General features: G+C 71.2%; 18 protein-coding genes, 1 tRNA gene and 1 other RNA gene. 16 read left to right on the forward strand and 4 right to left on the reverse strand.

Going from position 1 to position 22,743, the window contains the following annotated elements:
* The first annotated feature begins 118 nt into the window (after nt 1–118).
* The gene (locus tag ASG53_RS16175; protein ID WP_056135740.1) at nt 119–1,429 is read left to right on the forward strand and encodes a uracil-xanthine permease family protein; all 1,311 of its coding nucleotides are present in this window, start codon (nt 119–121) and stop codon (nt 1,427–1,429) included.
* A 149-nt stretch (nt 1,430–1,578) separates the two neighbouring features.
* On the opposite strand, the gene ASG53_RS16180 is transcribed toward ASG53_RS16175, so the two are convergent.
* The 4 genes from ASG53_RS16180 to ASG53_RS16195 all read right to left on the reverse strand — a co-directional run bounded on the left by ASG53_RS16180 (nt 1,579) and on the right by ASG53_RS16195 (nt 4,932).
* Nucleotides 1,579–2,259 carry a LytR C-terminal domain-containing protein gene (locus ASG53_RS16180; RefSeq protein ID WP_056135743.1) on the reverse strand — a complete coding sequence of 227 codons (681 nt, stop codon included), beginning with the start codon at nt 2,257–2,259 and terminating at the stop codon, nt 1,579–1,581.
* 24 nt (nt 2,260–2,283) lie between these two features.
* Nucleotides 2,284–2,580: a type II toxin-antitoxin system VapB family antitoxin gene (locus tag ASG53_RS16185; protein ID WP_056135746.1), complete on the reverse strand. Its 297-nt coding sequence runs from the start codon at nt 2,578–2,580 to the stop codon at nt 2,284–2,286.
* Entirely contained in the window at nt 2,577–4,709 is a 2,133-nt protein-coding gene (locus ASG53_RS16190) for an alpha/beta-hydrolase family protein (RefSeq protein WP_056135749.1), read from the reverse strand. Before ASG53_RS16190 ends, ASG53_RS16185 begins: the two co-directional genes overlap by 4 nt.
* Nucleotides 4,710–4,847: 138 nt before the next feature.
* Nucleotides 4,848–4,932: transfer RNA gene (locus tag ASG53_RS16195), tRNA-Ser, on the reverse strand.
* Between the two features lie 204 nt (nt 4,933–5,136).
* On the opposite strand from ASG53_RS16195, the gene ffs reads away from it, so the two are divergent.
* The 15 genes from ffs (at nt 5,137) to ASG53_RS16265 (ending at nt 22,713) form a co-directional block, all read left to right on the forward strand.
* An RNA gene (gene ffs / locus ASG53_RS19635) (signal recognition particle sRNA small type) lies at nt 5,137–5,233 on the forward strand.
* A 483-nt stretch (nt 5,234–5,716) separates the two neighbouring features.
* On the forward strand, nt 5,717–6,622 hold the full coding sequence (locus ASG53_RS16200; RefSeq protein WP_056135753.1) for a MetQ/NlpA family ABC transporter substrate-binding protein: 906 nt from the start codon (nt 5,717–5,719) through the stop codon (nt 6,620–6,622).
* A gap of 150 nt (nt 6,623–6,772) precedes the next feature.
* Complete coding sequence (locus ASG53_RS16205; RefSeq protein WP_056135756.1) at nt 6,773–8,050, forward strand: methionine ABC transporter ATP-binding protein; 1,278 nt, start codon at nt 6,773–6,775, stop codon at nt 8,048–8,050.
* Nucleotides 8,047–8,706: a methionine ABC transporter permease gene (locus ASG53_RS16210; protein ID WP_056135758.1), complete on the forward strand. Its 660-nt coding sequence runs from the start codon at nt 8,047–8,049 to the stop codon at nt 8,704–8,706. Before ASG53_RS16205 ends, ASG53_RS16210 begins: the two co-directional genes overlap by 4 nt.
* A 137-nt stretch (nt 8,707–8,843) precedes the next feature.
* The gene (locus ASG53_RS16215) at nt 8,844–11,579 is read left to right on the forward strand and encodes a DNA polymerase III subunit gamma and tau (RefSeq protein ID WP_056135760.1); all 2,736 of its coding nucleotides are present in this window, start codon (nt 8,844–8,846) and stop codon (nt 11,577–11,579) included.
* Nucleotides 11,580–11,632: 53 nt separating this feature from the next.
* Nucleotides 11,633–12,232 (forward strand): recombination mediator RecR, encoded by a 600-nt coding sequence (gene recR, locus ASG53_RS16220; protein WP_012865503.1) that lies wholly within the window; start codon nt 11,633–11,635, stop codon nt 12,230–12,232.
* Nucleotides 12,225–12,827 carry a DUF5063 domain-containing protein gene (locus ASG53_RS16225; protein ID WP_082544129.1) on the forward strand — a complete coding sequence of 201 codons (603 nt, stop codon included), beginning with the start codon at nt 12,225–12,227 and terminating at the stop codon, nt 12,825–12,827. The genes recR and ASG53_RS16225 overlap by 8 nt, the downstream gene beginning before the upstream one ends.
* Nucleotides 12,828–13,073: 246 nt before the next feature.
* On the forward strand, nt 13,074–14,372 hold the full coding sequence (locus ASG53_RS16230; protein ID WP_056135764.1) for an aspartate kinase: 1,299 nt from the start codon (nt 13,074–13,076) through the stop codon (nt 14,370–14,372).
* Between the two features lie 165 nt (nt 14,373–14,537).
* Nucleotides 14,538–15,593 carry an aspartate-semialdehyde dehydrogenase gene (locus ASG53_RS16235; protein WP_056135769.1) on the forward strand — a complete coding sequence of 352 codons (1,056 nt, stop codon included), beginning with the start codon at nt 14,538–14,540 and terminating at the stop codon, nt 15,591–15,593.
* Between the two features lie 300 nt (nt 15,594–15,893).
* A complete protein-coding gene (locus ASG53_RS16240; protein WP_056135772.1) occupies nt 15,894–16,298 on the forward strand; it encodes a GntR family transcriptional regulator in 405 nt (134 codons plus the stop codon).
* Entirely contained in the window at nt 16,295–17,230 is a 936-nt protein-coding gene (locus ASG53_RS16245; protein WP_056135775.1) for an ATP-binding cassette domain-containing protein, read from the forward strand. The genes ASG53_RS16240 and ASG53_RS16245 overlap by 4 nt, the downstream gene beginning before the upstream one ends.
* Nucleotides 17,227–17,958, forward strand: coding sequence for a hypothetical protein (locus ASG53_RS16250; RefSeq protein WP_056135778.1), 732 nt, complete (start codon nt 17,227–17,229; stop codon nt 17,956–17,958). The genes ASG53_RS16245 and ASG53_RS16250 overlap by 4 nt, the downstream gene beginning before the upstream one ends.
* Nucleotides 17,959–18,266: 308 nt before the next feature.
* A complete protein-coding gene (locus tag ASG53_RS16255; RefSeq protein WP_056135783.1) occupies nt 18,267–19,352 on the forward strand; it encodes a 3-deoxy-7-phosphoheptulonate synthase in 1,086 nt (361 codons plus the stop codon).
* A 119-nt stretch (nt 19,353–19,471) separates the two neighbouring features.
* Complete coding sequence (locus tag ASG53_RS16260; protein ID WP_056135786.1) at nt 19,472–21,016, forward strand: SLC13 family permease; 1,545 nt, start codon at nt 19,472–19,474, stop codon at nt 21,014–21,016.
* A gap of 158 nt (nt 21,017–21,174) precedes the next feature.
* The gene (locus ASG53_RS16265; RefSeq protein WP_056135789.1) at nt 21,175–22,713 is read left to right on the forward strand and encodes a leucyl aminopeptidase; all 1,539 of its coding nucleotides are present in this window, start codon (nt 21,175–21,177) and stop codon (nt 22,711–22,713) included.
* Nucleotides 22,714–22,743 lie beyond the last annotated feature (30 nt).

Here is a 22,743-nt window from a genome sequence, read left to right on the forward strand (position 1 = left end):
GCAGGGCGCCTGACACCTGCGAGAGGGCCGAGACGGCTGCGGGGGTCCTAGGACCCCCGCAGTAGTCTGCTCCGTGGACCGGCACCAGCCGGCGAGTCACGGACGCAGGAGACACACGGTGAGCTTTGGTTGGACGATCCACGGTGACGGCAAGCACATGGGCCCGACGGACGTCGTCGCCCCCGGCGAGCGGCTGGCCTGGCCGCTGACGATCGGGATCGGTCTGCAGCACATCGTCGCCATGTTCGGCGCGACCTTCCTGGTCCCGATCCTCACGGGCTTCTCCCCGGCGACCACGCTGTTCTTCTCGGCTGTCGGCACCGTCGTCTTCCTGCTGATCACCGGCAACCGCCTGCCGAGCTATCTCGGGTCGAGCTTCGCCTTCATCGCGCCGATCGGTGCCGCGACAGCCTCGGGCGGCCAGTCTGTCGCCGTCGGCGGCATCCTCGTCGCGGGGCTCACGCTCACCGTCGTCGGCGTGATCGTCCACTTCGCCGGGGCGCGCTGGATCAACTCGCTCATGCCGCCTGTCGTCAACGGCACGATCGTCGCGCTCATCGGCTTCAACCTGGCACCGGCTGCCAAGGCGAACTTCGAGCAGGCGCCCGTCACGGCCCTCGTGACCCTCGGTGCGATCATCCTCGCCACGGTGCTGTTCCGCGGGATCCTCGGACGGCTCGCGATCCTGCTCGGTGTCGCGGTCGGCTACGTGACAGCCGTGGTCCGCGGCGAGGTCGACTTCAGCAAGGTCGAGACGGCCTCGTGGGTCGGGTTCCCCGAGTTCACCACGCCGACCTTCCAGGTGTCGGTCCTCGGTCTGTTCGTCCCTGTGGTCCTCGTGCTGATCGCCGAGAACATCGGCCACGTGAAGTCTGTCGCCGCCATGACAGGGCAGGACTTCGACCACCTGGCCGGGCGCGCGCTGCTCGCCGACGGCATCGCGACCAGCCTCGCCGGTGTCGGTGGCGGCTCGGGGACGACCACCTACGCCGAGAACATCGGCGTCATGGCCGCGACCCGCGTCTACTCGACCGCCGCGTACTGGGTCGCCGCCGCGGGCGCGCTCCTGCTGAGCCTCTCGCCGAAGTTCGGCGAGGCCATCGCCTCGGTCCCCGCAGGGGTGCTCGGCGGTGCCTCGACCCTGCTCTACGGCATGATCGGCATGCTGGGTGCCCGCATCTGGGTGCAGAACAAGGTCAACTTCTCCGACCCCGTGAACCTCACGACCGCTGCCGTCGCGCTCGTGGTCGGCATCGCGAACTTCAGCTGGACCCCGGGCGACCTCGCCTTCGAGGGCATCGCGATCGGCACCGCGGTCACGCTCGTCGTCTACCACCTCATGCGAGCGCTGGCGCGGTGGCGGGGGACCAGCCAGGAAGCCGCGTCGCCCGCGTCGGCTCCGGCAGGGGTCGAGCTCGAGAAGAGCTGAGGCAGGGCTCGGGAGGAACCGAGCACGGGCTCGGGACGGACCGAGACAGCTCCGGGCTGGGCACAGGCGCACGGCGCCCGTGCCCAGCCCGGAGCTCTTCCCACGGACGATCAGTCGATCAGTCGATCGGCCGGTCACGCCATCAGGCGTCAGCCTGCAGCCGGTGCCTCTTCGGCGGGCGCGTCCTCGGCGGGTGCGCCCTCCTCTGCTGGCGGGGTGGGCACGACGACAGGCTCGGGGGTGAGGCTGTCGAGGGAGCGGCACCCGTCGACCGACGCCATGGGGGAGTCGGCCGCGAGGCCCACCTCTTCGGCCGGGACGAGCTCGGTGAACGACTCTCCGAGTGCCACGTCGACGCTCGCGTCCTCACGGGCGTCGTAGAACAGGTTGGCCGTGGGGAACTGCGCTGCGAGGGTGTAGGCGGAGGCCAGGCCCTGGGTGCCGAAGGAGATGCGCACGTCGTTGAGCTTCGCCTCCTGCGTCTCGGTCGCGCTGATGACAAAGCTGCGGCTGGCGAGCGCGTCGGACACCTGGCCGGCGAGGCCGGAGCGGTTCGTCGCGTTGAGGACCTTCACGGTGATCTGCTGGTACGGCACTGGCAGCGTCCCGTCGGGCAGGCAGGGCTGGGCCGCCACCTGGTCCCGGACGACCTCTTCTTCGCTGAAGCCGCGGTCGAAGGGCGCGTCGACGGCTCCCGTGTAGACGGCGGCCGCGGCGAGCCCGGACACGGCCAAGAAGGCGATGAGCAGGCCGAAGACGAGCGCCTGTCGCTCGTGCTTGCGCCGTCGGCGCTGCGTGCGGGCGCGCTGGACGTCATCCGGCGTAGTCATCTGTCAAGCCTCTCTGAGTGCGGGTCAGTCCAGGACGAGGACACGTGCGTGCAGCAGCGCACGTTGCTGGAGGGCGGCTCGCACCGCGCGGTGCAGGCCGTCCTCGAGGTACATGATGCCCTTGTACTGGACGACGTGGGCGAACAGATCGCCGTAGAACGTGGAGTCTTCTGCGAGGAGATTGTCGAGATTCAGCTCGCGCTTGGTGGTGACGAGCTCTTCGAGGCGGACCTGCCGGGGCGGGACCGCAGCCCAGTCCTTGGTGCTCACCAGACCGTGGTCGGGGTAGGGGCGACCGTCGCCCACGCCTTTGAAGATCATGGCGCCACTGTAGTGGGCGAGCGCTCCTCGGCGGCACGACGCCGTTCTTCGGCGTGGGCGATCAGGGTCTCGCGCAGCTCTTCGCGGGCCTCGAGGACGTGGTCGAGTCTGCGCAGCACCTCCGGGTCGGCGGGGAGGTCGTAGACGGCGCTGACGAACCGCACGAGGTCGGGCCTGTAGTCGTGGGCCCAGGCGCGGTAGGGGCCCGGTGCCTGCGCGTTCTTCATGTCGACGAGCGTCTGGAAGAAGGTCGTGACGGGGCGCCAGCGGGCCCACGGCGGTGTCCCGCGCGGACTGACCGGGACGTCCGACGAGACAGGCGCAGGCCGGGGCGTGCGGGCCTCGGGGCTCAGCCAGTCGGGCCTGGAGAAGGCGACGTCGGGGGCCAGCCGTGTCACGCCGTCGTTGTCGTGGCTGACCAGCACGTACCGCAGCCTGGCGCGCCGCTCCGGCCCGAGCTCCTCGAGCTGCGGGTAGTCGTTGACGACGACCACGGTGTCGGGGTCGACCTCGAGCCTGTCGGGCGTCGTGACCTCGGTCATCCACCGGCTCGTGCGAGGCGTGCCGACCCACAGCGCCCGCTCGATCCCGAGGGCCGCCGGGCCGATCGTGCCCCAGTCGACGAAGACGTCCTGGCTCGTCAGCGCCCCCAGGCTCTCGCCGAACACGACGACCCGAGGTCTGCGGTGCTCGGGCATCTCGCGCAGCCGCGCGACGATGCGCATCCACAGGCGCCGGTTCTGCTCGCGGGCGACGGACACCTTGCCGAGGGAGAGCGGAGACGGACGCTTCGAGTACTGCATGGTGACTGTCGCGACGTCACCGAGCGCGAGGTACTGCACAGCCGCGAGCGCGACGTAGTTGACGTAGCCGGTCCCGGTCGGTGACACCAGCACGAGCAGCGAGCGGTCGAAGGCGCCGAGCCGTTCCATCTCGGCGAGCGCGAGGTCGACCCTGTCCCGCGGGGTCGGTGCGCTGTCGAGGCCGACGTACACCTGGACAGGCTCGGCGACGGCGGGGCGGCCCATGACGGTCTCGATCGAGAAGTCGGGCGAGTCCGTGGCCGGTCCGACCAGGGCGTCGACGAAGGGGCGCGGCGGTGCGCCGACGTCCTCGCGCGCGTCGACCGTGCCCCCCGCGGCGGCTGGCCGGGTCGGGACCCGAGACAGCACGTGACGGCGTCCTTCTCGTCCGAGCGTGTCCCACGGGACGAGGCTGCGGCCGGAGCCGCTGACTGTCGAGGTGGTGACCGTCGTCGGGTCGAGCCCGGCGATCCTGGCCTCGTCGGTGAGCGTGGCGGTCTCGATGCGCTGCATGGCGCGGTCCCACAGGGCGACGCCCGCTGTGCTGACCGCGCCCAGGCTCGCGCCCCGCGCCACCACCCGCCAGAATCCGGTGGTGCCGGGCAGCACCTGGTGCAGGGCGTCGCCGAGCCTGCGGGTGAGCAGCCCCTCCGCGGCTGCGAAGCCGCTGAGGCCGACGACGACCCCGCCCGCCACGAGGACAGAGACGAGACGGGTGTTCGAGCTGACCGACTCGAGGTCCGGGGTGGGCAGCTGCTGGTGCGACCTGTTGCGCTCGACGACATAGGCCACGCCTGCGCCCAGGGGGATGGAGAGCGGGACGCGCGCGAAGGTGCCGCTCAGCCCGAGGGTACGGTCGAGGTGCACTGCGCCGGCGTGGCCGAGGTCGAGCGACGCTCCGGCCGCTCCGGAGAGCGCGACCCGGCACGCGGCGAACCGTGCCAGTGCGCGGACCGTGCGTTCTCGGGGTGCTGCGGGGACGAGCAGGGCGAGGCTGGTCCCGACGGGGACGGCGAGCAGGTCGACGGAGATCTCGAGGACCCGGGTGCGGTGCTGCTCGGGGAGCCAGGGAGAGCCGACCAGGAAGGTCGAGCCGACCAGGCGCTCGGCGAGGCCGGAGAGGGCGTCCTGCGCGGCGACCGCGACGAGATAGTGCGAGGCGACCGAGAGGCCTGTCACGAGGCCCTGGTCGACTGCGCTGCGCGGGGCGAGCGAGGGGGCGAAGGTCTCGGAGGTCAGCGCCGACGCGATGAGCAGGCCGGTCTGGGCCGAGCTCGGGCGCGAGCCGCCCCAGATGTCGGGTGGTGATGCCTCGTGTGCGGCCACGTCTCATTGAACCACCGGGTGCTCGTGTGGGGCAGAGGTGGGGCCCACGGGGGCTCGAGGGGCGAGACGACCGGCGGGAGAGGTGTCCGGGAACGACGTAGCCCCCTCCCGGATCCCGGGAGGGGGCTACGTCTGCTGCGGAGGATGGGGGATTCGAACCCCCGAGGGCGTTAACCCAACCGCCTTTCCAAGACGGCGCCATAGGCCACTAGGCGAATCCTCCAGCACGCACCGGCCGAGGCCAGCGTCACGAGAGTACCGGACGATCTGCCGTGGGGCCGAATCGTGAGGTCCCGACGGGGTCGGACGTGGCGGGGGTCACTCCCGACGAGGTCTGTCGAGGCCTCGTCACGGCCTCGTCACTGCCTCGTGACGGTCTGGGGCACGGCCGATTTACCTCCCGGCGGGCGGCTGGGTTAACCTGGGGGCTGACCCCTCGTGCGGCGTCATCTCACTGAACTCCCCCAGGGCCGGAAGGCAGCAAGGGCAGGTGAGCTCTGATGGGTGTGCGGGGGGTCTTTTGCGCGCCCGATCGGGCATTTTGCGAGCTTGGCCCGGGTTCATCTCAGCAGGCGATTGCTCCAGCGTTCGCATCGTGAGATTTATGGTCCAGCAATTGGTGCTGCCCGCATCTGCCGCCCCATCATGGAGGCATGTTCACGTCGACCTACGCCACCGTCACCCGGGCCTGCGCACCGCGCCGCCCGATGATGTGCTGTCGTAGCGCGTCGATGTCGTCGATGCCCGGTGGGTGCTGTCGCTGACCTGGCGACCCACCCGGACCGGGGACGACCCCGGTGACCAGCCGTGCGACACGCACGCCCCGCTCTCCCTGTCCACGCCCTCCGCGTGACGACGGCCCGCCCCGCGGCGCCTGACGACAGCGACCACGCACGACCCGGGCCCCGCGCCCGTGACGACGCGCCCCCACACCTCACAGCACACGCTCGCAGCCGTCGGCTGCTCCTCGATGCGCACAGACCTGCGCACCACCCGGAAGGACCACCATGTCTCGCTCCACCCGTACGGCCCGCACCCTCGGCGCCGCCAGCCTCGTCGCAGCACTGACCTTCGGCCTCGCCGCCTGCGGCTCGGACGAGTCCTCGGACGCCGCGAAGGGCGACGAGTCCAACCCTGTGGTCATCGGCGTCGTCAACGCCGCGGCCGACGACCAGTGGTCGGTCTTCGAGGAGCAGGCTGAGGCCGCGGGCATCTCCGTCGAGATCAAGGACCTGGGCAGCTACGACCTCCCCAACGCCGCGCTGACGTCGGAGGAGATCGACCTCAACCAGTTCCAGCACCTCCAGTACCTCGCGGAGTACAACACCAACACCGGTGAGGACCTCACGCCGATCGGCGCGACGGCCGTCTACCCGCTGAGCCTCTACTCCTCCAAGTACTCGTCGGTCGAGGAGATCCCGGCCGGCGCCGAGATCGCGATCCCGAACGACCCGACCAACCTGGCCCGTGCGCTCCTCGTCCTCCAGGACGCCGGCCTGCTCAAGCTCAAGGACGGCGGCTCGTCCGTCTCGACCGAGCTCGACGTCCTCGCCGACGAGTCGACCGTGACCGTCACCCCTGTCGACGCGACGCAGACCGCTGTGAACCTCGACAGCATCGACGGTGCCGTCGTGAACAACGACTTCATCAAGGACGCCGGCCTCGCCGCGGACGACGCGCTCTACCAGGACTCGGCCGAGGCCGAGGGCGCCCGTCCGTACATCAACGTGTGGGTGTCCCGCGCGGCTGACAAGGACGACGAGACCTTCCTCAAGCTCATCGAGATCTCGCACTCGCCCGAGGTCCAGGACGCTCTCCTCGAGGCGTCGGGCGGCAGCGCCGTCATCGCCGACCAGGATGGCGCGACGCTCCAGGGCTACCTCGACGAGATCGAGTCGAACCTCAAGGGCTGACGCCTGAGAGCACCGAGGGTGGACCGGCCAGCGCCGGTCCACCCTCGGTGCGTTCCACGCCTCGCCCACAGGTCCGCACCGCGCACCGAGCGCGAGACGCGTGCACGTGCCACGATCGACCGTCCCCATCCCTGCCGAACGGAGCAGCGCATGAGCGCTAGCCACACCGCCATGGTGAGGTTCACCGACGTCACCAAGACCTTCAAGGGCAGCTCAGGCCCCTTCAACGCCGTCGACGGCGTGACCCTCGAGATCCGCAAGGGCGAGATCTTCGGGGTGATCGGCTACTCCGGTGCGGGCAAGTCGACCCTCGTGCGGCTGATCAACGCCCTCGAGACCGTGTCGGGCGGGACCGTCGAGGTCGACGGCACCGTGCTGACAGGGCGCTCCGAGAGCCAGCTGCGCACAGTCCGCGCGGGCATCGGGATGATCTTCCAGCAGTTCAACCTGCTGTCCTCTCGGACCGTCGCGGGCAACATCGCCTACCCGCTCAAGGTGGCGGGCTGGGACCGCGCGAAGCGGAAGGCCCGTGTCGCCGAGCTCCTCGAGTTCGTCGGCATCGCGGACAAGGCCAAGCAGTACCCCAACAAGCTGTCGGGCGGCCAGAAGCAGCGCGTCGGGATCGCCCGCGCGCTCGCGACCAACCCGAGCATCCTGCTGGCTGACGAGGCGACGAGCGCCCTTGACCCCGAGACCACCCAGGACGTCCTCGCCCTCCTGAAGAAGGTCAACCGGGAGCTCGGGATCACCGTCGTGGTCATCACCCACGAGATGGACGTCGTGAAGTCGATCTGCGACAGGGTCGCGGTCATGGAGCAGGGCAAGGTCGTCGAGTCCGGCGACGTGTACCCGGTCTTCGCCGACCCCCAGCACCGCGCCACGCGCCGGTTCGTCGGGGCGACGGTCAAGGACCGGCCGAGCACGCAGGTGCTCGAGCGGCTGCGCCACCGCCACCCGCACAGGCTGGTCACGGTGGCCGTCCACGAAGACGGCTCGTCCGGCGGGCGGATCACCGACGTGCTGCGTGACAACGACGTGCAGGGCACCGTCGTCTTCGGCGGGATCTCCGAGGTCAGCGAGCGCCCCTTCGGCTCGCTCACCTGGGAGCTGGTCGGCGACGAGGCGGCGATCGAGCAGTGCATCGCCACGCTGCGCGGCTACACGCACGTGACCGACCTCGGGACGGCAGCCCACCCGCTCGTCGACCCGCGGGCCGCCGACGCCGCGGCCGCGCCGGCCCCGGAGGCTGACGGCGGGTCCGGCCGCGCCGACGCCTCGTCACCGCACGACCCAGCGCTCGACGTCGCCTACCCGGCGCCCGGCGCGACCTTCGCAGGGGCCTCGGACTCCGGGGCGCTGAGCCCTGGCGCCCCGAGGTTCGACAAGCCCCGCACCCAGCGACCGACCACCGAGGGAGACCCGCGATGACCGACTGGTCTGTGCTCGGCCCACGCCTGTGGTCAGCCCTCGGCGAGACCCTCCAGATGGTCTCGGCCACGATGCTCCTCGGTGGGCTCGTCGGGCTCCTCATCGGCCTCGGCCTCTACACGACGCGCAAGGGCAACCTGCTGTCCAACCCCGTCGTCTTCAACGTCCTCAACGTGATCGTGAACTTCGTGCGGCCGATCCCGTTCATCATCTTCGTCACGGCGATCCGTCCGGTCACCTACGAGGTCACGGGCGCGACGATCGGCGTCCAGGCCGTGATCTTGCCCATGACGCTCATGGCGGCCGTGGCCTTCGCGCGGATCGTCGAGCAGAACCTCGTCGCCCTCGACCCGGGCGTCGTCGAGGCAGCCCGCGCGATGGGCGCCTCACGGTTCCGCATCATCTGGTCGGTGCTCATCCCCGAGGCCCTCGCACCGCTGATCCTCGGCTACACCTTCCTGTTCGTCGGGGTCATCGACATGTCCGCGATGGCCGGTGCGATCGGTGGTGGCGGTCTCGGAGACTTCGCGCTGCGCTTCGGGTACCAGAAGTTCAACGACGAGGTCACCTGGGCTGCGGTGCTCGTCATCGTGGCGATCGTCCAGGTCGCCCAGTACTTCGGCAACTGGCTCGCGAAGAGGGCGCTGCACCGCTGAGCCCGGCAGCACCCAGGACGACGGCCGGTCGTCCTTCGCCTCGTGCGGGGGACGGCCGGCCGTCGTCGTGCCGGCGGCTGCTGGTGGTGCCTGGACCGCGGCTCGGCGCTGTCAGGTGCACCGTCTAAGGTGGCGGGGTGAGCACAGCCCTGTACCGCCGCTACCGTCCCGAGAACTTCGCCGAGGTCATCGGTCAGGAGCACGTGACGGACCCGCTCCGGCAGGCTCTGCGCTCCGACCGTGTGAACCACGCCTATCTCTTCTCAGGCCCCCGAGGCTGCGGAAAGACGACTTCCGCCCGCATCCTCGCCCGCATCCTCAACTGCGCGAAGAACACCCCCGAGACCCCGACGGACACGCCGTGCGGTGAGTGCGAGTCCTGCGTCGAGCTCGCCCGTGGCGGCCCCGGGAGCCTCGACGTCGTCGAGATCGACGCGGCCAGCCACGGTGGTGTCGACGACGCCCGTGAGCTGCGCGAGCGTGCGACCTTCTCACCGTCCCGCGACCGCTTCAAGATCTTCATCCTCGACGAGGCCCACATGGTCACCGCGCAGGGCTTCAACGCCCTGCTGAAGATCGTCGAAGAGCCGCCGGAGTACCTGAAGTTCATCTTCGCCACGACCGAGCCCGACAAGGTGATCGGCACCATCCGCTCGCGGACCCACCACTACCCCTTCAGGCTCGTGGCGCCCGAGACTCTCCAGACGTACCTCGGCGAGCTCTGCACGAGCGAGAACATCGCCGTCGGTGGGGGAGTGCTGCCGCTCGTGGTGCGTGCCGGCGGCGGCTCGGTCCGTGACTCGCTGTCGGTGCTCGACCAGCTCATGGCCGGCGCCGAGGGCGGTGTTCTCGACTACGAGCGTGCGGTCTCGCTGCTCGGCTTCACGCACGTCACCCTGCTCGACGACGTCGTCGAGGCGCTCGCCGCCCGCGACGGCGCGAGCATGTTCCGCGTGGTCGACCACGTCGTCGCGACAGGGCACGAGCCCCGCCGATTCGTCGAAGACCTGCTCGAGCGCCTGCGCGACCTCATCGTGCTGTCCGTCTCGGGCGAGGCCGCCCAGGCGGTGCTGCGCAGCGTCCCGGCCGACCAGCTGGCCCGCATGCAGGCCCAGGCCACGAACCTCGGAGCGGCCGAGCTCTCGCGCTCGGCCGACGTGGTCAACGCCGCGCTCACCGAGATGAGCGGCGCCACCTCGCCGCGCCTGCACCTCGAGCTGCTCTGCGCGCGTCTGCTGCTGCCGGCCGTCGACGACACCGCGACAGGGATCGCGGCGCGTCTCGACCGCCTCGAGCGGGGCGCGGCTGCCGGAGCGCCCGTCGGGCTGAGCACCCCTGCTCCTGCGCGAGTGTCCGCGCCGGTCCAGGCCCCGCAGGTGGCTGCACCGCCGGTCGCGGTCACCCCTCCCGCAGCTGTCGCGCCGCAGGCTGCACCGCAGGTCAGCGCCGCACCGGAGGTCGGTGCACCCGTGACCAGCGCGCCGGGCGTACCGGCTGCTGGCGCGCAGGAGCACGGGCCCTCGCAGACGACCCCAGCCTCGACTGCGGCTGCGGCTGCCGACCCTGCCCCCGCTCGCCCGGTGAGCGTCCCGCCGTGGGAAGACCTCCCGACGGTCCCGGTCTCGCGGGAGCAGGTGGCAGGGGCTCCGGTCGAGTCCTCCGCACCGGCTGAGACCGCCGGGCCAGCCTCGGCGACGGCCGAGCACGGCTCGGACGAGCCCGGCCCGGCTGCGTCTGCTCCCCAGGCAGAGCCCCGACCGCAGTCCGCTCCCGCCCCCGCAGCAGCCGCAGCTCCGACGCAGTCCGCGCCGGCCGAGCCCCGGCAGCAGGCTGCTCAGCCGGCCCAGGTCCAGCACCAGCCGGCGCCGCAGCAGCCCACGCACCACCAGCCCGTCCAGCACGCGCAGCAGCCTGCCGCCGCAGCCGGTGGTCAGTCCGCGCAGTCGGCCGAGATGCTCCGCCGTCGGTGGCCCGAGGTCCTCGACACCCTGAGCCGGATGCGGAAGTCGACGTGGGCGCTCATCGCGCAGAACGCGCAGGTCGCCGACCTCTCCGACACGACGCTCAGGCTCACCTTCGCCTCGACAGGCCTTGCCACCACCTTCCGCAACGGCCCCGGCGCCGAGCTCGTCCAGCGCGCCGTGCGCGAGACCCTCGGCTTCGACGTCCGCGTCGAGGGCGGGATCGAAGAGCCCGGCCGTGCTGCACCGGCACCGGCACCGGCCGCAGGTTCGGCCGCTCCCGCGCAGGTACCGGCCGGACCGGCGGGCGTCGACCCGGCCGCGGCGGCGGCCTCGTGGGACGTGCCCGTCGCGACGGTCTCTGCCCCGGCCGCTGCACCGGCCCAGCAGGGTGCTCCTGCAGCTCAGGGTGCCCAGAATTCCGCCCCGGCGGCGTCGACAGCTCCGGCCGCACCCAGCAGCCCGTCGAGCCCGTCGGCTCAGCACGACGGCCCGGGGCGCGGCGCCGTCCCGGCCGAGCGGCGCGGGACCGCCGAAGAGCCTCCTCCCGGCTACGGCGAAGAGCCGCCGGAGGACTACGACCACGGACCCGAACCTGTCCGCGACCGTCAGCCCGACCGCGGCGCGCGCCCCGCGTCCGACGGCCGCCAGGCGAGTGCCGCCGGTGCCCAGCAGGCTGCGCAGCCCACGACGCAGACCGGCGGCGACGCGCTCCCTGGGGAGACCCCGCGCCAGGCCGCAGAGCGTCGGGTCGCCGAGAGCCGTGCTGCTGAGCAGGCCCGCGCGCAGGTGGTCGACGACCCGCAGCCCGACGACGAAGACCTCGTGTCGTCTGGTCTGGTCGGCGTCCCGCTCGTCACGCAGATCCTCGGTGGGACCATCGTCGACGAGATCGTCGACGGCCAGGTCTGAGCGGTCGCGCGACGCAGGTCCGCGCCGAGCCCGCGCGCACGTAGGCTAGGGGTGTGTATGAAGGCGCAGTCCAAGACCTGATCGACGAGCTCGGCCGGCTTCCCGGCATCGGGCCCAAGAGCGCGCAGCGGATCGCGTTCCACCTCCTCGCAGCCGACGCCGAAGACGCGCGCCGGCTCGCCGAGGCCCTGACCGAGGTCAAGCTCAAGGTCCGCTTCTGCGAGATCTGCGGCAACGTGGCTGAGTCCGAGCAGTGCCGCATCTGCCAGGACCCTCGTCGGTCTGTCGCCGTGATCTGCGTCGTCGAAGAGGCCAAGGACGTCGTGGCCATCGAGCGGACCCGCGAGTTCCGCGGCAAGTATCACGTGCTCGGCGGGGCCATCAACCCCATCGACAACGTCGGCCCCGACGACCTGCGCATCAAAGAGCTGCTCACCCGGCTCGCCGACGGCGCCGTCCAAGAGGTCATCCTCGCGATGGACCCCAACGTCGAGGGCGAGGCCACGGCCACCTACCTCGCCCGGATGCTCGGCCCGATGGGTCTGCGCGTCACGCGTCTGGCCTCGGGCCTGCCCGTCGGAGGTGACCTCGAGTACGCCGACGAGGTGACGCTCGGACGCGCCTTCGAAGGACGGAGGGTCGTCGGTGCCTGACCAGACCCAGCCCCCAGCAGCACCCATCGCCGGCTCGACGCCCGGCACGGACGTCCGCGAGGTCGCCGCCGCCTTCGCGCCGCAGGCCGAGCGGTTCCTGCAGACCTGCGTCGACGTCGCCACAGGCGTCGCACCCGAGGCCGCCATCCCGCTCCTGCTGCTCGCGACCTCCGACGTGCTCGGCGCCGGCGCGCGGCTCGGTGCGATGGTCGACGTCGTGCCGCCGACGCGGTCCGAGCCTGACGACGGCGAGGAGACCGACGTCGACCCGCTGCGGATCGGCCTCGCGCTCGTGCTCGAGGGCATCGACGGGTACACCGAGGTCGTCGACCCCGTGCTGAGCGACGCGACGGGCGATGCCGAGCTCTCGGCCGACCTCGCGACCGTCGCCGCTGCCCTCGGCCAGGGGCTCCAGCACTACGAGGCCGGCCACGTGGTCGAGGCGCTCTGGTGGTGGCAGTTCTCCTACCTCACGTCGTGGGGAGACCGTGGCGCGAGCGCGGTCCGCGTCCTCGCGCTCATCCTCGGGCACCTGCGGACCGACGTCCTCGACGACCCTGTCGTCCAGGCGGAGCTCGAGGCGCTCGAGGACTGACCCCGGCGCCGGCTCGGGTCGGGCTGGTGAGCGGCCCCCGGACCGGTCAGTCTCCGGCCCGCCCGTGCCTCCCGGGTGGCGCGGTGCGGCCCACGGTGCCCGGTCGTCTCGCAGTCGTCCGGGGTGCGGACGGCTGTCGTGGACCGCGGCTGGACGCCGTCGCCCCGCGTCGTACACTCGAACCGTTCGGACAGCACCTGGTGGACGTTTAGATCGACGGGACCAGCTACGTAACGGAGCAGCACAGTGGCACTCATCGTGCAGAAGTACGGCGGATCGTCGGTCGCCGACGCAGAGAGCATCAAGCGCGTGGCCAAGCGCATCAGCGAGGCCCGCAAGGCAGGGCACGACGTGGTCGTCGTGGTCTCGGCCATGGGGGACACGACCGACGAGCTCATCGACCTCGCCCGGCAGATCACCCCGATCCCGCCCTCGCGCGAGATGGACATCCTGCTCACCGCGGGCGAGCGCATCTCGATGTCGCTCCTCGCGATGGCGATCAACAACCTCGGCGTCAAGGCCAAGTCCTTCACGGGGCAGCAGGCCGGTGTCATCACCGACGCCGTGCACGGCAAGGCGCGCATCGTCGACGTCGTCCCCGGGCGCATCCGCGAGACGATCGAGAAGGGCTCCGTCGCGATCGTCGCCGGGTTCCAGGGCGTCACGCAGAGCACGAACGACGTCACCACCCTCGGACGCGGAGGCTCGGACACCACGGCCGTGGCCCTCGCCGCCGGCCTCGGCGCCGACGTCTGCGAGATCTACACCGACGTGGACGGCGTCTTCACGGCCGACCCGCGCATCGTCCCGAGCGCCCGCAAGATCGACCGCATCACCTACGAGGAGATGCTCGAGATGGCGGCCAGCGGCGCGAAGATCCTCGCCCTGCGCTGCGTCGAGTACGCCCGCCGCTACGACGTCCCGGTCCACGTCAGGTCGTCCTTCTCCGGGGCCCCCGGGACCCTGGTCACCAACACTCCCGTCGCCGTCGTCGACGCCGCAGCACCGAACGAGGAAGAGGCCGTCATGGAAGCACCGATCATCTCCGGGGTCGCCCACGACCGCAGCGAGGCCAAGATCACCGTCGTCGGTGTGCCCGACGTCCCGGGCACCGCGGCGCGCATCTTCGAGGTCGTCGCCGGAGCCGGCGCGAACATCGACATGATCGTCCAGAACATCTCGGTCGCCTCGACGGGACGGACCGACATCTCCTTCACCCTCCCCGAGGAGGACGGCCCGGTCGCGACCACGGCGCTCAACGCCGTCCGCGAGGCCATCGGCTTCGAGTCGATCCAGCTCGACGACCAGATCGGCAAGCTCTCGCTCATCGGCGCGGGCATGAAGTCCCACCCCGGCGTCTCGGCCAAGCTCTTCGGTGCGCTGCGCGACGCGGGCGTCAACATCGAGATGATCTCGACCTCGGAGATCCGCATCTCGGTCGTCACGCGCGAGGACAACCTCGACGCGGCCGTCCGCGCCGTGCACACGGCCTTCGAGCTCGACACCGAGGCCGAGGCCGTCGTCTACGGCGGCACCGGCCGCTGAGCCGCGCACTGCTCGCCCGGCGTGGACGACCTGCGAGATGCCGGTCGGTCGGGCTTGCCCTGTCTGACCGCACCGGCCCTCGCCGGAGGACGCGCCTGACACCCATACGCTTCGTAGAACCCGCCCGGGCCTAGAGCCCGCGGCACAGACGAGAGGTCTGAACCCATGAGCCACCCCGGTCTGCACGTCGCCGTCGTCGGAGCCACCGGGCAGGTGGGCGCCGTGATGCGCCAGCTGCTCGAGGAGCGCGACTTCCCGATCGCCTCGATCCGCTACTTCGCGTCGGCGCGGTCCGCCGGCACGACCCTCCCGTGGAAGGGCCAGGACGTCGTCGTCGAAGACACCGCGACCGCCGACCTCAGCGGGATCGACATCGCCCTGTTCTCGGCAGGCGGGTCGACGTCGACCGCCCAGGCCCCGCGATTCGCGGCGGCCGGCGCGGTCGTCATCGACAACTCCTCGGCCTGGCGCCTCGACCCCGAGGTCCCGCTCGTCGTCGCCGAGGTGAACCCCGAGGCGATCGCCGACGCGCCCAAGGGGATCATCGCGAACCCCAACTGCACCACCATGGCCGCGATGCCCGTGCTCAAGCCGCTCGCAGACGCCGCAGGCCTCGAGCGCCTCATCGTCTCGACCTACCAGGCTGTCTCGGGCTCCGGTCTCGCCGGGGCGACCGAGCTCGACTCGCAGGTCCGGGCCGCCGTCGAGCAGGACACCGTCGGCCTCGTGCGCGACGGGTCTTCGGTGACCTTCCCGGACCCCGTGAAGTACGTGAAGAACATCGCCTTCAACGTCATCCCGCTCGCCGGGTCGCTCGTCGACGACGGCTCGGAGGAGACCGACGAGGAGCAGAAGCTCCGCAACGAGTCCCGCAAGATCCTCGGGCTGCCCGACCTCGCCGTCGCAGGCACCTGCGTGCGCGTGCCGGTGTTCACAGGGCACTCGCTCTCGATCAACGCCGAGTTCGGCCGGGCCATCACCTCCGAGGAGGCGCGCACGCTGCTCGCCGCGGCACCGGGCGTCGAGCTCGCGGACGTCCCCAACCCGTTGGCTGCCGCCGGTTCGGACCCGAGCTTCGTCGGCCGCATCCGCCAGGACCAGTCGGTCCCGGGGGGCCGTGGGCTGGTCCTCTTCGTGAGCAACGACAACCTGCGCAAGGGCGCGGCGCTCAACGCCGTCCAGGTCGCCGAGCTCGTCGCGGAGCGTCTCGCCGCACGCTGACGACGCCTTCTCGCGATGCCGTCTCCCGGCGCTGACGGGCGGACACGCGTCTCGACACCCCTGCACCTGCCTCAGCAGCTGCAGGGGTGTCGTGCGTCTGGGAGCGTGCTGCGTTCGCGCCTCCCGCGCTGCGCGCCCTGCGCGCCCCGTGCGCACTGCGCCGACGGGCCTCCTCGCGTCAGGGCGGCACATCCCGTTGTTCGGCGAGACGGTTGCGTCGGCGCCGGTCCTGTGGTTCATTAGTGGAGTAATGAACCAGCGAGGCGGGCGGTGTCCGTCCGAGAGCGAGGGAGGTGCAGCGTGTTCGACGGACGAGACCCGATCTATCTCCAGATCGCCGACCAGATCCGGCGAGACGTCCTCGCCGGCTCCCTCCCGGAGGGGACGCAGGTCATGTCGACGACCCAGTACGCGACGACCTTCCGCATCAACCCGGCGACCGCCGCGAAGGCCTTCGCCCTCCTCGTCGACGACGGGGTCCTCTACAAGCAGCGCGGCGTCGGCATGTTCGTCGCCGACGGAGCCGCCGAGCGGCTCCGCGCCGCCAGCCGGGCAGACTTCTTCGCCGACGAGCTCGCCCCGGTCCTCGAGCGGGCCGCGCTCCTCGGGATCACCACCGACGAGATCCAGCGCTACATCGCAAGCACCGCTGCCACCACGGCACCCCAGACCGTCCAGAACCTCAGCCAGGAGGCTCCGTCATGACAGGTTTCAGCGTCGAGCTGCGCGGCGTGGGGGTCGACTTCGACCGTCCCGCCCTCAGCGGGGTCGACCTCACGCTCGCCCCCGGTGTCGTCCACGGTCTGCTCGGCCGCAACGGCTCCGGCAAGACCACCCTGCTCTCGCTCCTCGCGGCCTTCCGCCGTCCGACCCACGGGAAGGTGCTCGTCGACGGCGAAGACCCCTTCGAGAACGAGCGGGTCCTCGAGGGCACGTGCTTCGTCCGGGAGAGCGGTGACGTGCTCGGCGACGAGAACGTCAAGATCAACCTCGACTTCGTCGAGAGCATGCGCCCGGCCTTCGACCGCGCCTACGCCGAGGAGATGCTCGACCAGCTCGAGGTCCCGATGCGCACCAAGGTCGAGTCGCTGTCCCGTGGGCAACGATCTGCGGTCGGCGCGAGCCTGGGGCTCGCCGCGCGGGCACCGCTGACCATCCTCGACGAGGTGTACCTCGGCATGGACGCGCCGTCGCGCTACAGGTTCTACCAGGCGCTGCTCGTCGACTACGTGGAGCACCCGCGCACGATCGTCCTGTCCAGCCACCTCATCGGCGAGCTCGACAGGGTGCTCGAGCACGTGACGATCCTGCACCGCGGCAGGGTCCTGCTCACCGACAGCGCCGAGTCGCTCCAGGCGCGGGGCTCGACCCTCACAGGGTCTGCGGCTGCGGTCGACGAGGTGGTCGCCCAGCTCGGCATCGACGTGCTGGCCCGGACCGTGCTCGGCGGGACCGCCCAGGTGACCTTCGTCGGGATGCTCGGTCAGGACGCGCACGCCCGGGTCCGCAGCGCGGGCCTCGAGCTGGGCCCGGTGCCGCTGCAGGATCTCTTCGTCCATCTGACAGACAGGTCTGCGGCTCCCGCAGAGCCCGCAGGCAGTCCCGAGCACCACCACGCCGAGGAGGTCGACCGATGAGCACAGTCGAGGCACCGCGCCGCGCACCCGCGCGGAAGAGCCAGGCCCGCCGCGCCGGTGAGTGGCTGCTGTGGTCCCACCTGTACATGGCGGCGTGGTTCTGGGGCGTCGTGCTCGTCCTCGCCGTGGGCACCTCTGTCCTGCTGAGCAACGACAGGTTCGACCAGGCGGGGACGAGCACCATCGCCTTCGGGGTGCAGGCCGGGATGTGGTTCAGCTTCGCGATGGCGATCGCCCTCAGCCTGCGTCAGCTCGAGGCGCACGTTGCCGCCGGCATGACACGGCGGTCCTTCTTCAGGGCGAACGTCGCGGTCTCCTCGTTGATGGCGGTCGTCTACGCCCTCGTCATGGTGCTGCTGCTCTGGGTCGAGTCGTTGGTCGCCCGCGCAGCAGGGTGGGAGGTCCGCCGTGTCAGCCAGATGATGTACGACAGCGTCGCCGACCTGCCCGGACTGTTCGTCGTGTACCTGCTCGTCTTCCTCGTGGGGGCCTGCGCGGGGCTCGTCGTCGGCATGGCGTACCAGCGGCTCGGTGGGGTGTGGGGGACCGTCGCGCTCCTGCCGGCCATCCCACCGATCTTCTTCGCCGTGGACATCCTCTCCGAGGACGGCGGCGGATGGCTGCCCGATGCCCTCGACCCGAACGCCGTGCGTATGCTCGTGGCTCTCGTGGTCGCCGCGGCCTACGTGCTGGTCTACCGCGCGCAGATGCGCCGGGTGACGATCTGAGGTCGGGTTCCGCCAGGCGAGCACGCACAGGGCGCCCACGGCGCCCTGTGCTAGCCTCGCACTCGTGACCGGAAATCGTTGGTATCTGCGCTTTACGCTGGCTCCTGGTGGGGCCGAGCGGGCGTACGCCTGACCAACCGACCACCGGAGCCAGCACAGGACCTTGACGCAGACGCGCGTCGGGGTCCTTCGTCTTTTCAGACGGGCCGACTCCGCACCCCGGATCTTCGTGGCCTGCACGGCTCCGTCTGAGACCACCCCCTCTCAGCCGCAGCCCTCGTCAGACCCCCGAACGGAGACCCGCCCCCATGTCCGCCCACTCGTCACTGGACGCTCTCATCGACGCTCACAGCACCAACGACCTGCGCATCCGCGCCCTCGACCCGCTGCCCGCCCCGGCGACGATGCTCGCCGAGCTGCCTCTCTCGGAGCGCAGCGCGGAGCTCGTCGAGCGCAGCCGCGGCGACGTCCGCGACGTCGTGCACGGCACGGACGAGCGCCTGCTCGTCGTCGTCGGCCCCTGCTCGGTCCACGACCCAGCCGCGGCCCTCGACTACGCGCGCCGCCTCGCGCCCCTCGCGCAGCAGCTCTCCGACGACCTCGTCGTCGTCATGCGGGTGTACTTCGAGAAGCCGCGCACCACGGTCGGGTGGAAGGGCCTCATCAACGACCCCGGCATGGACGAGTCCTTCGACGTGAACCGTGGGCTCCGCCTCGCTCGCGAGGTCCTGCTCGGCGTCCTCGACGAGGGTGTCCCGGCGGCCTGCGAGTTCCTCGAGCCGACGAGCCCGCAGTACATCGCCGACGCCGTCTCGTGGGGTGCCATCGGCGCCCGCAACCCGGAGAGCCAGGTGCACCGCCAGCTCGCCTCAGGCCTGTCGATGCCGATCGGCTTCAAGAACGCCACCGACGGTGACGTCCAGGCGGCTGTCGACGGCTGCGTGACGGCGGCCGCCGAGCACACGTTCTTCGGCATCGACTCCGAGGGCCGTGCCGCCGCCGTCGCGACGACGGGCAACCCCGACTGCCACGTGATCCTGCGTGGCGGTCGCTCGGGACCGAACTTCGACGACGCCTCGGTCGCCGACGCGCTCGACGTCGTCGGGGCCTCGGGTCTCGGTCGGCGTCTGGTCATCGACGCGAGCCACGGCAACTCCGGCAAGTCGCACGTCCGTCAGGCCGAGGTCGTCCGTGAGATCGCCGGCTCGGTCGCCGCCGGCAACCGCGGGATCTCCGGGATCATGATGGAGAGCTTCCTCGTCGCCGGTGCGCAGAAGCCCGCGCCGAGCGGCCTCGTCTACGGGCAGTCCGTGACCGACGCGTGCATCGACTGGGACACCACGGCGGAGCTGCTGCACGAGCTCGCCGCAGCCTCCCGCGCCCGCCGGGGCTGACACCCACGCTGCACTGACCGACGAGGTCAGGAGGGCCGGGCGACCGGCCCTCCTGATCTCGTCCCCCGAGACCGGTCCGCCAGGGGCACCCGAGCGGTACTGTCACGCGTGTGGACGACATGACAGTGACGATCGTGATCCTCGTGGTCGCAGTGCTGGTCTTCGTCTGGAACAAGGTCCCTGTCGGTCTGGTCGCGATCGGTGTCGCGCTCTCGCTCTGGGCCACGGGTGTCGTATCGCTCGAGCAGGCCTTCGGCGGCTTCAGCGACCCCGTCATCATCTTCATCGCCGCGCTCTTCGTGGTGAGCGACGGGCTCGAGGCCTCAGGTGTCACGGCGTGGGCCGGGCAGCAGCTCGTCGACAGGGCGCGCGGCAGCCGGCGTCGCCTCGTCGTGCTGCTCATGGCCCTCGTCGCCCTCGTGACAGCGCTGATCAGCGTCAACGGGGCCGTCGCGGCGCTGCTGCCGATGGTCGTCGTCACTGCCGTGCGCCTGGGGCTGTCACCGTCGCAGTTCCTCGTCCCGCTCGCCTTCGGCGCGCACGCCGGGTCGCTGCTCGTGCTCACCGGGACCCCCGTCAACGTGCTCGTCTCCGAGCTCGCGGTCGGTGCTGGTGAGAAGCCCTTCGGGTTCTTCTCCTTCACGCTCGTCGGGCTCCCGCTCGTGCTGGGCACCATCCTCGTCGTGGTGCTCTTCGGACCGCGGCTCTTGCCTGTGCGGACTCCCACCGCCCTGCCACGCGACCTCAGCGGCCACGGCAGGCTGCTCGCTCAGCAGTACGACCTGCCCGACGACGCGCTGCTCGCGAGCGACACAGGAGTCACCGAGGTCGTGGTCTCCCCGCGCTCCTCGCTCATCGGGGTCGAGGCCTTCCCCGGCATGGTGACCGAGTCGGGCGACCTCGTGATCGCCGCGATCCAGCGGGGCGGTGACGACGTCGGGCGGACCACGCTCGTGGCCGGGGACGCGCTCCTGCTCCAGGGGACCTGGGATGCCCTAGACCTCACGACCTCCGACCCCGACGTGATCGTCGTGGACCCACCGCAGCTGCTGCGCAGGCAGGCCGCGCCGATGGGAGGACGAGCCAAGGTCGCCATCGGCATCGTGCTCGGCATGGTCCTCCTGCTCGCGACAGGCGCCGTCCCTGCGTCGGTCGCCGCGCTGCTCGCTGCGTGCGCGATGGTCCTGCTGCGCGTCATGACGGTCACCGAGGCGCACCGCTCGATCTCGTGGACCACGCTGATCCTCGTGGGCGGGATGATCCCGCTCTCGGTCGCGATCCAGAGCACCGGGCTGGCCGACAGCATGGCCGGCGGCCTCGTGGAGGCCGTCGGGGCTGACAACCCTCACCTGCTCCTGCTCGGGATCGTGGTCGTCACGGTGATCCTGGGCCAGCTCATCAGCAACATGGCGACAGCCCTGGTCATCGGTCCCATCGCGGTGGCAGTGGCCCTCGACACCGGCCTCTCGCCGCTCCCGATGCTCATGGGTGTCACCGTCGCAGCGGCAGCGTCGTTCCTCACGCCGGTCGCGACACCCGCCAACACGATGGTCTTCGGGCCGGGCGGGTACAGGTTCGGGGACTACTGGCGGCTCGGTCTCCCGCTCACCGTCCTGTTCGTCTCGGTGGCCACCTTCCTTGTGCCGGTCTTCTGGCCGTTCTAGGCTTCGAGGGAACCAGGGCATCACCAGGACACGATGACCAGGGGTTCTGCGGCTCGTCGAGGGCGGACACCGTCCGCCCGAGCGGAGCCGCCTGTGCCGTCGTGCGGGCTCGACCCGACCAGTGCTGCCCGCCAGACCGACGACGAGGACGGACACCGATGAGCACCGCCGAGCACAGACTGATCCCCGAGAGCTTCACCCCGACGCCGTCGAGGGGAGCCCTCGAGTCGTTGACGGTCTCCGTCCTCGACATCCTGGGCGACGCCGAGGCCGTCGGGTACCCCGTCGGGCTCGAGGGAGAGGTCCCGGTCGAGCTCGGGGTCGGACGCGACGCGCTCGCCCACGTGGACTTCGAGGGACGGGTCGGCCAGACCGTCGTCATGCCGCGCCGCGACGGCGTCACCGTCGTGGCTGTGGGCATCGGCCATGCCGACGAGCTCTGCGCCGCCGAGCTCCGCGACGCGGCCGCAGCCTTCGCCCGGGCCGCGGGCCGCTACGCGTCGATCGCCCTGCACCTGCCGGCCGAGACCGATGTCGACGCCGAGGCTGCCGGCCAGGCCGTCGTCGAGGGTGCGCTGCTGGCGCGCTACCGCTACTCGGCCCTCAAGTCCGCGCCGAAGGACGTCCCGCTGACGAGCCTGGAGATCGTGGCCGCCGAGCCCGACAGGGCCGACGTGGCCGCAGGCGCCGAGCGCGGCATGGTCGTGGCTGCGGCGACCGAGCTCGCACGCGACCTCGCGAACTCACCTCCCGGGCACCTGACAGCCACCGACCTGGCCGACCTGGCCGAGCGCATCGGCCCGGAGCACGGTCTCGAGGTCGAGACCTACGACAAGGCCCGGCTGATCGAGCTCGGCTGCGGCGGGCTGCTGGGCGTCAACGCGGGCAGCACCGAAGAGCCGCGGATGATCCGTCTGCGCTACGTGCCGACCGACGCCGACGGTGCACCCGTCGAGCCGCAGGGCACGCTCGCCCTCGTCGGCAAGGGGATCATGTACGACTCGGGCGGCATCAGCCTCAAGCCCTCAGACCCTATGCACCTGGCCATGAAGATGGACATGTCCGGGGCTGCCGCATCACTGGCTGCGCTCACGGCCCTCGAGGCGCTCGGCTGCCGCACGGCCGTCACGGCGTACCTCATGTGCACCGACAACATGCCGTCGGGCTCCGCGGTCAAGCTCGGCGACGTCCTGACCATCCGCAACGGCACGACGGTCGAGGTCAAGAACACCGACGCCGAGGGGCGCCTGGTGATGTCGGACGCCCTCGCCCTCGCCGCCGAGGAGCAGCCTGACGCGATCGTCGACATCGCGACCCTCACGGGCGCTGCGCTCGTCGCCCTCGGTCAGTCGACCGCGGCCGTGCTCGGCAACGACCAGACCCTCGTCGACGCCGTGCTCGCCTCAGGCCGCGCGACCGACGAGCAGGTGTGGCAGCTGCCCCTCGAGCAGCGCTACCGCAAGCAGCTGGACTCCGACGTCGCCGACATCTCCAACATGGGCGGCAAGTACGCCGGGGCCACCATCGCGGCGCTGTTCCTCGCGGAGTTCGTCGACGGGATCCCGTGGGCGCACCTCGACATCGCCGGCACCATGCAGTCCGAGACCGACGAGTCCTGGCGCCCGCGCGGCGCGACGGGCTTCGGCACCCGGCTGCTCATCGATCTCGCGCTCGGGTTCGCCGCACCGGCCGAGTGAGCACCGCACCATCCCGCAGGCCCGACGGAC

Origin of the sequence: Sanguibacter sp. Leaf3, assembly GCF_001425965.1 — a bacterium.
In the GTDB taxonomy this organism is placed as follows: domain Bacteria; phylum Actinomycetota; class Actinomycetes; order Actinomycetales; family Cellulomonadaceae; genus Sanguibacter; species Sanguibacter inulinus.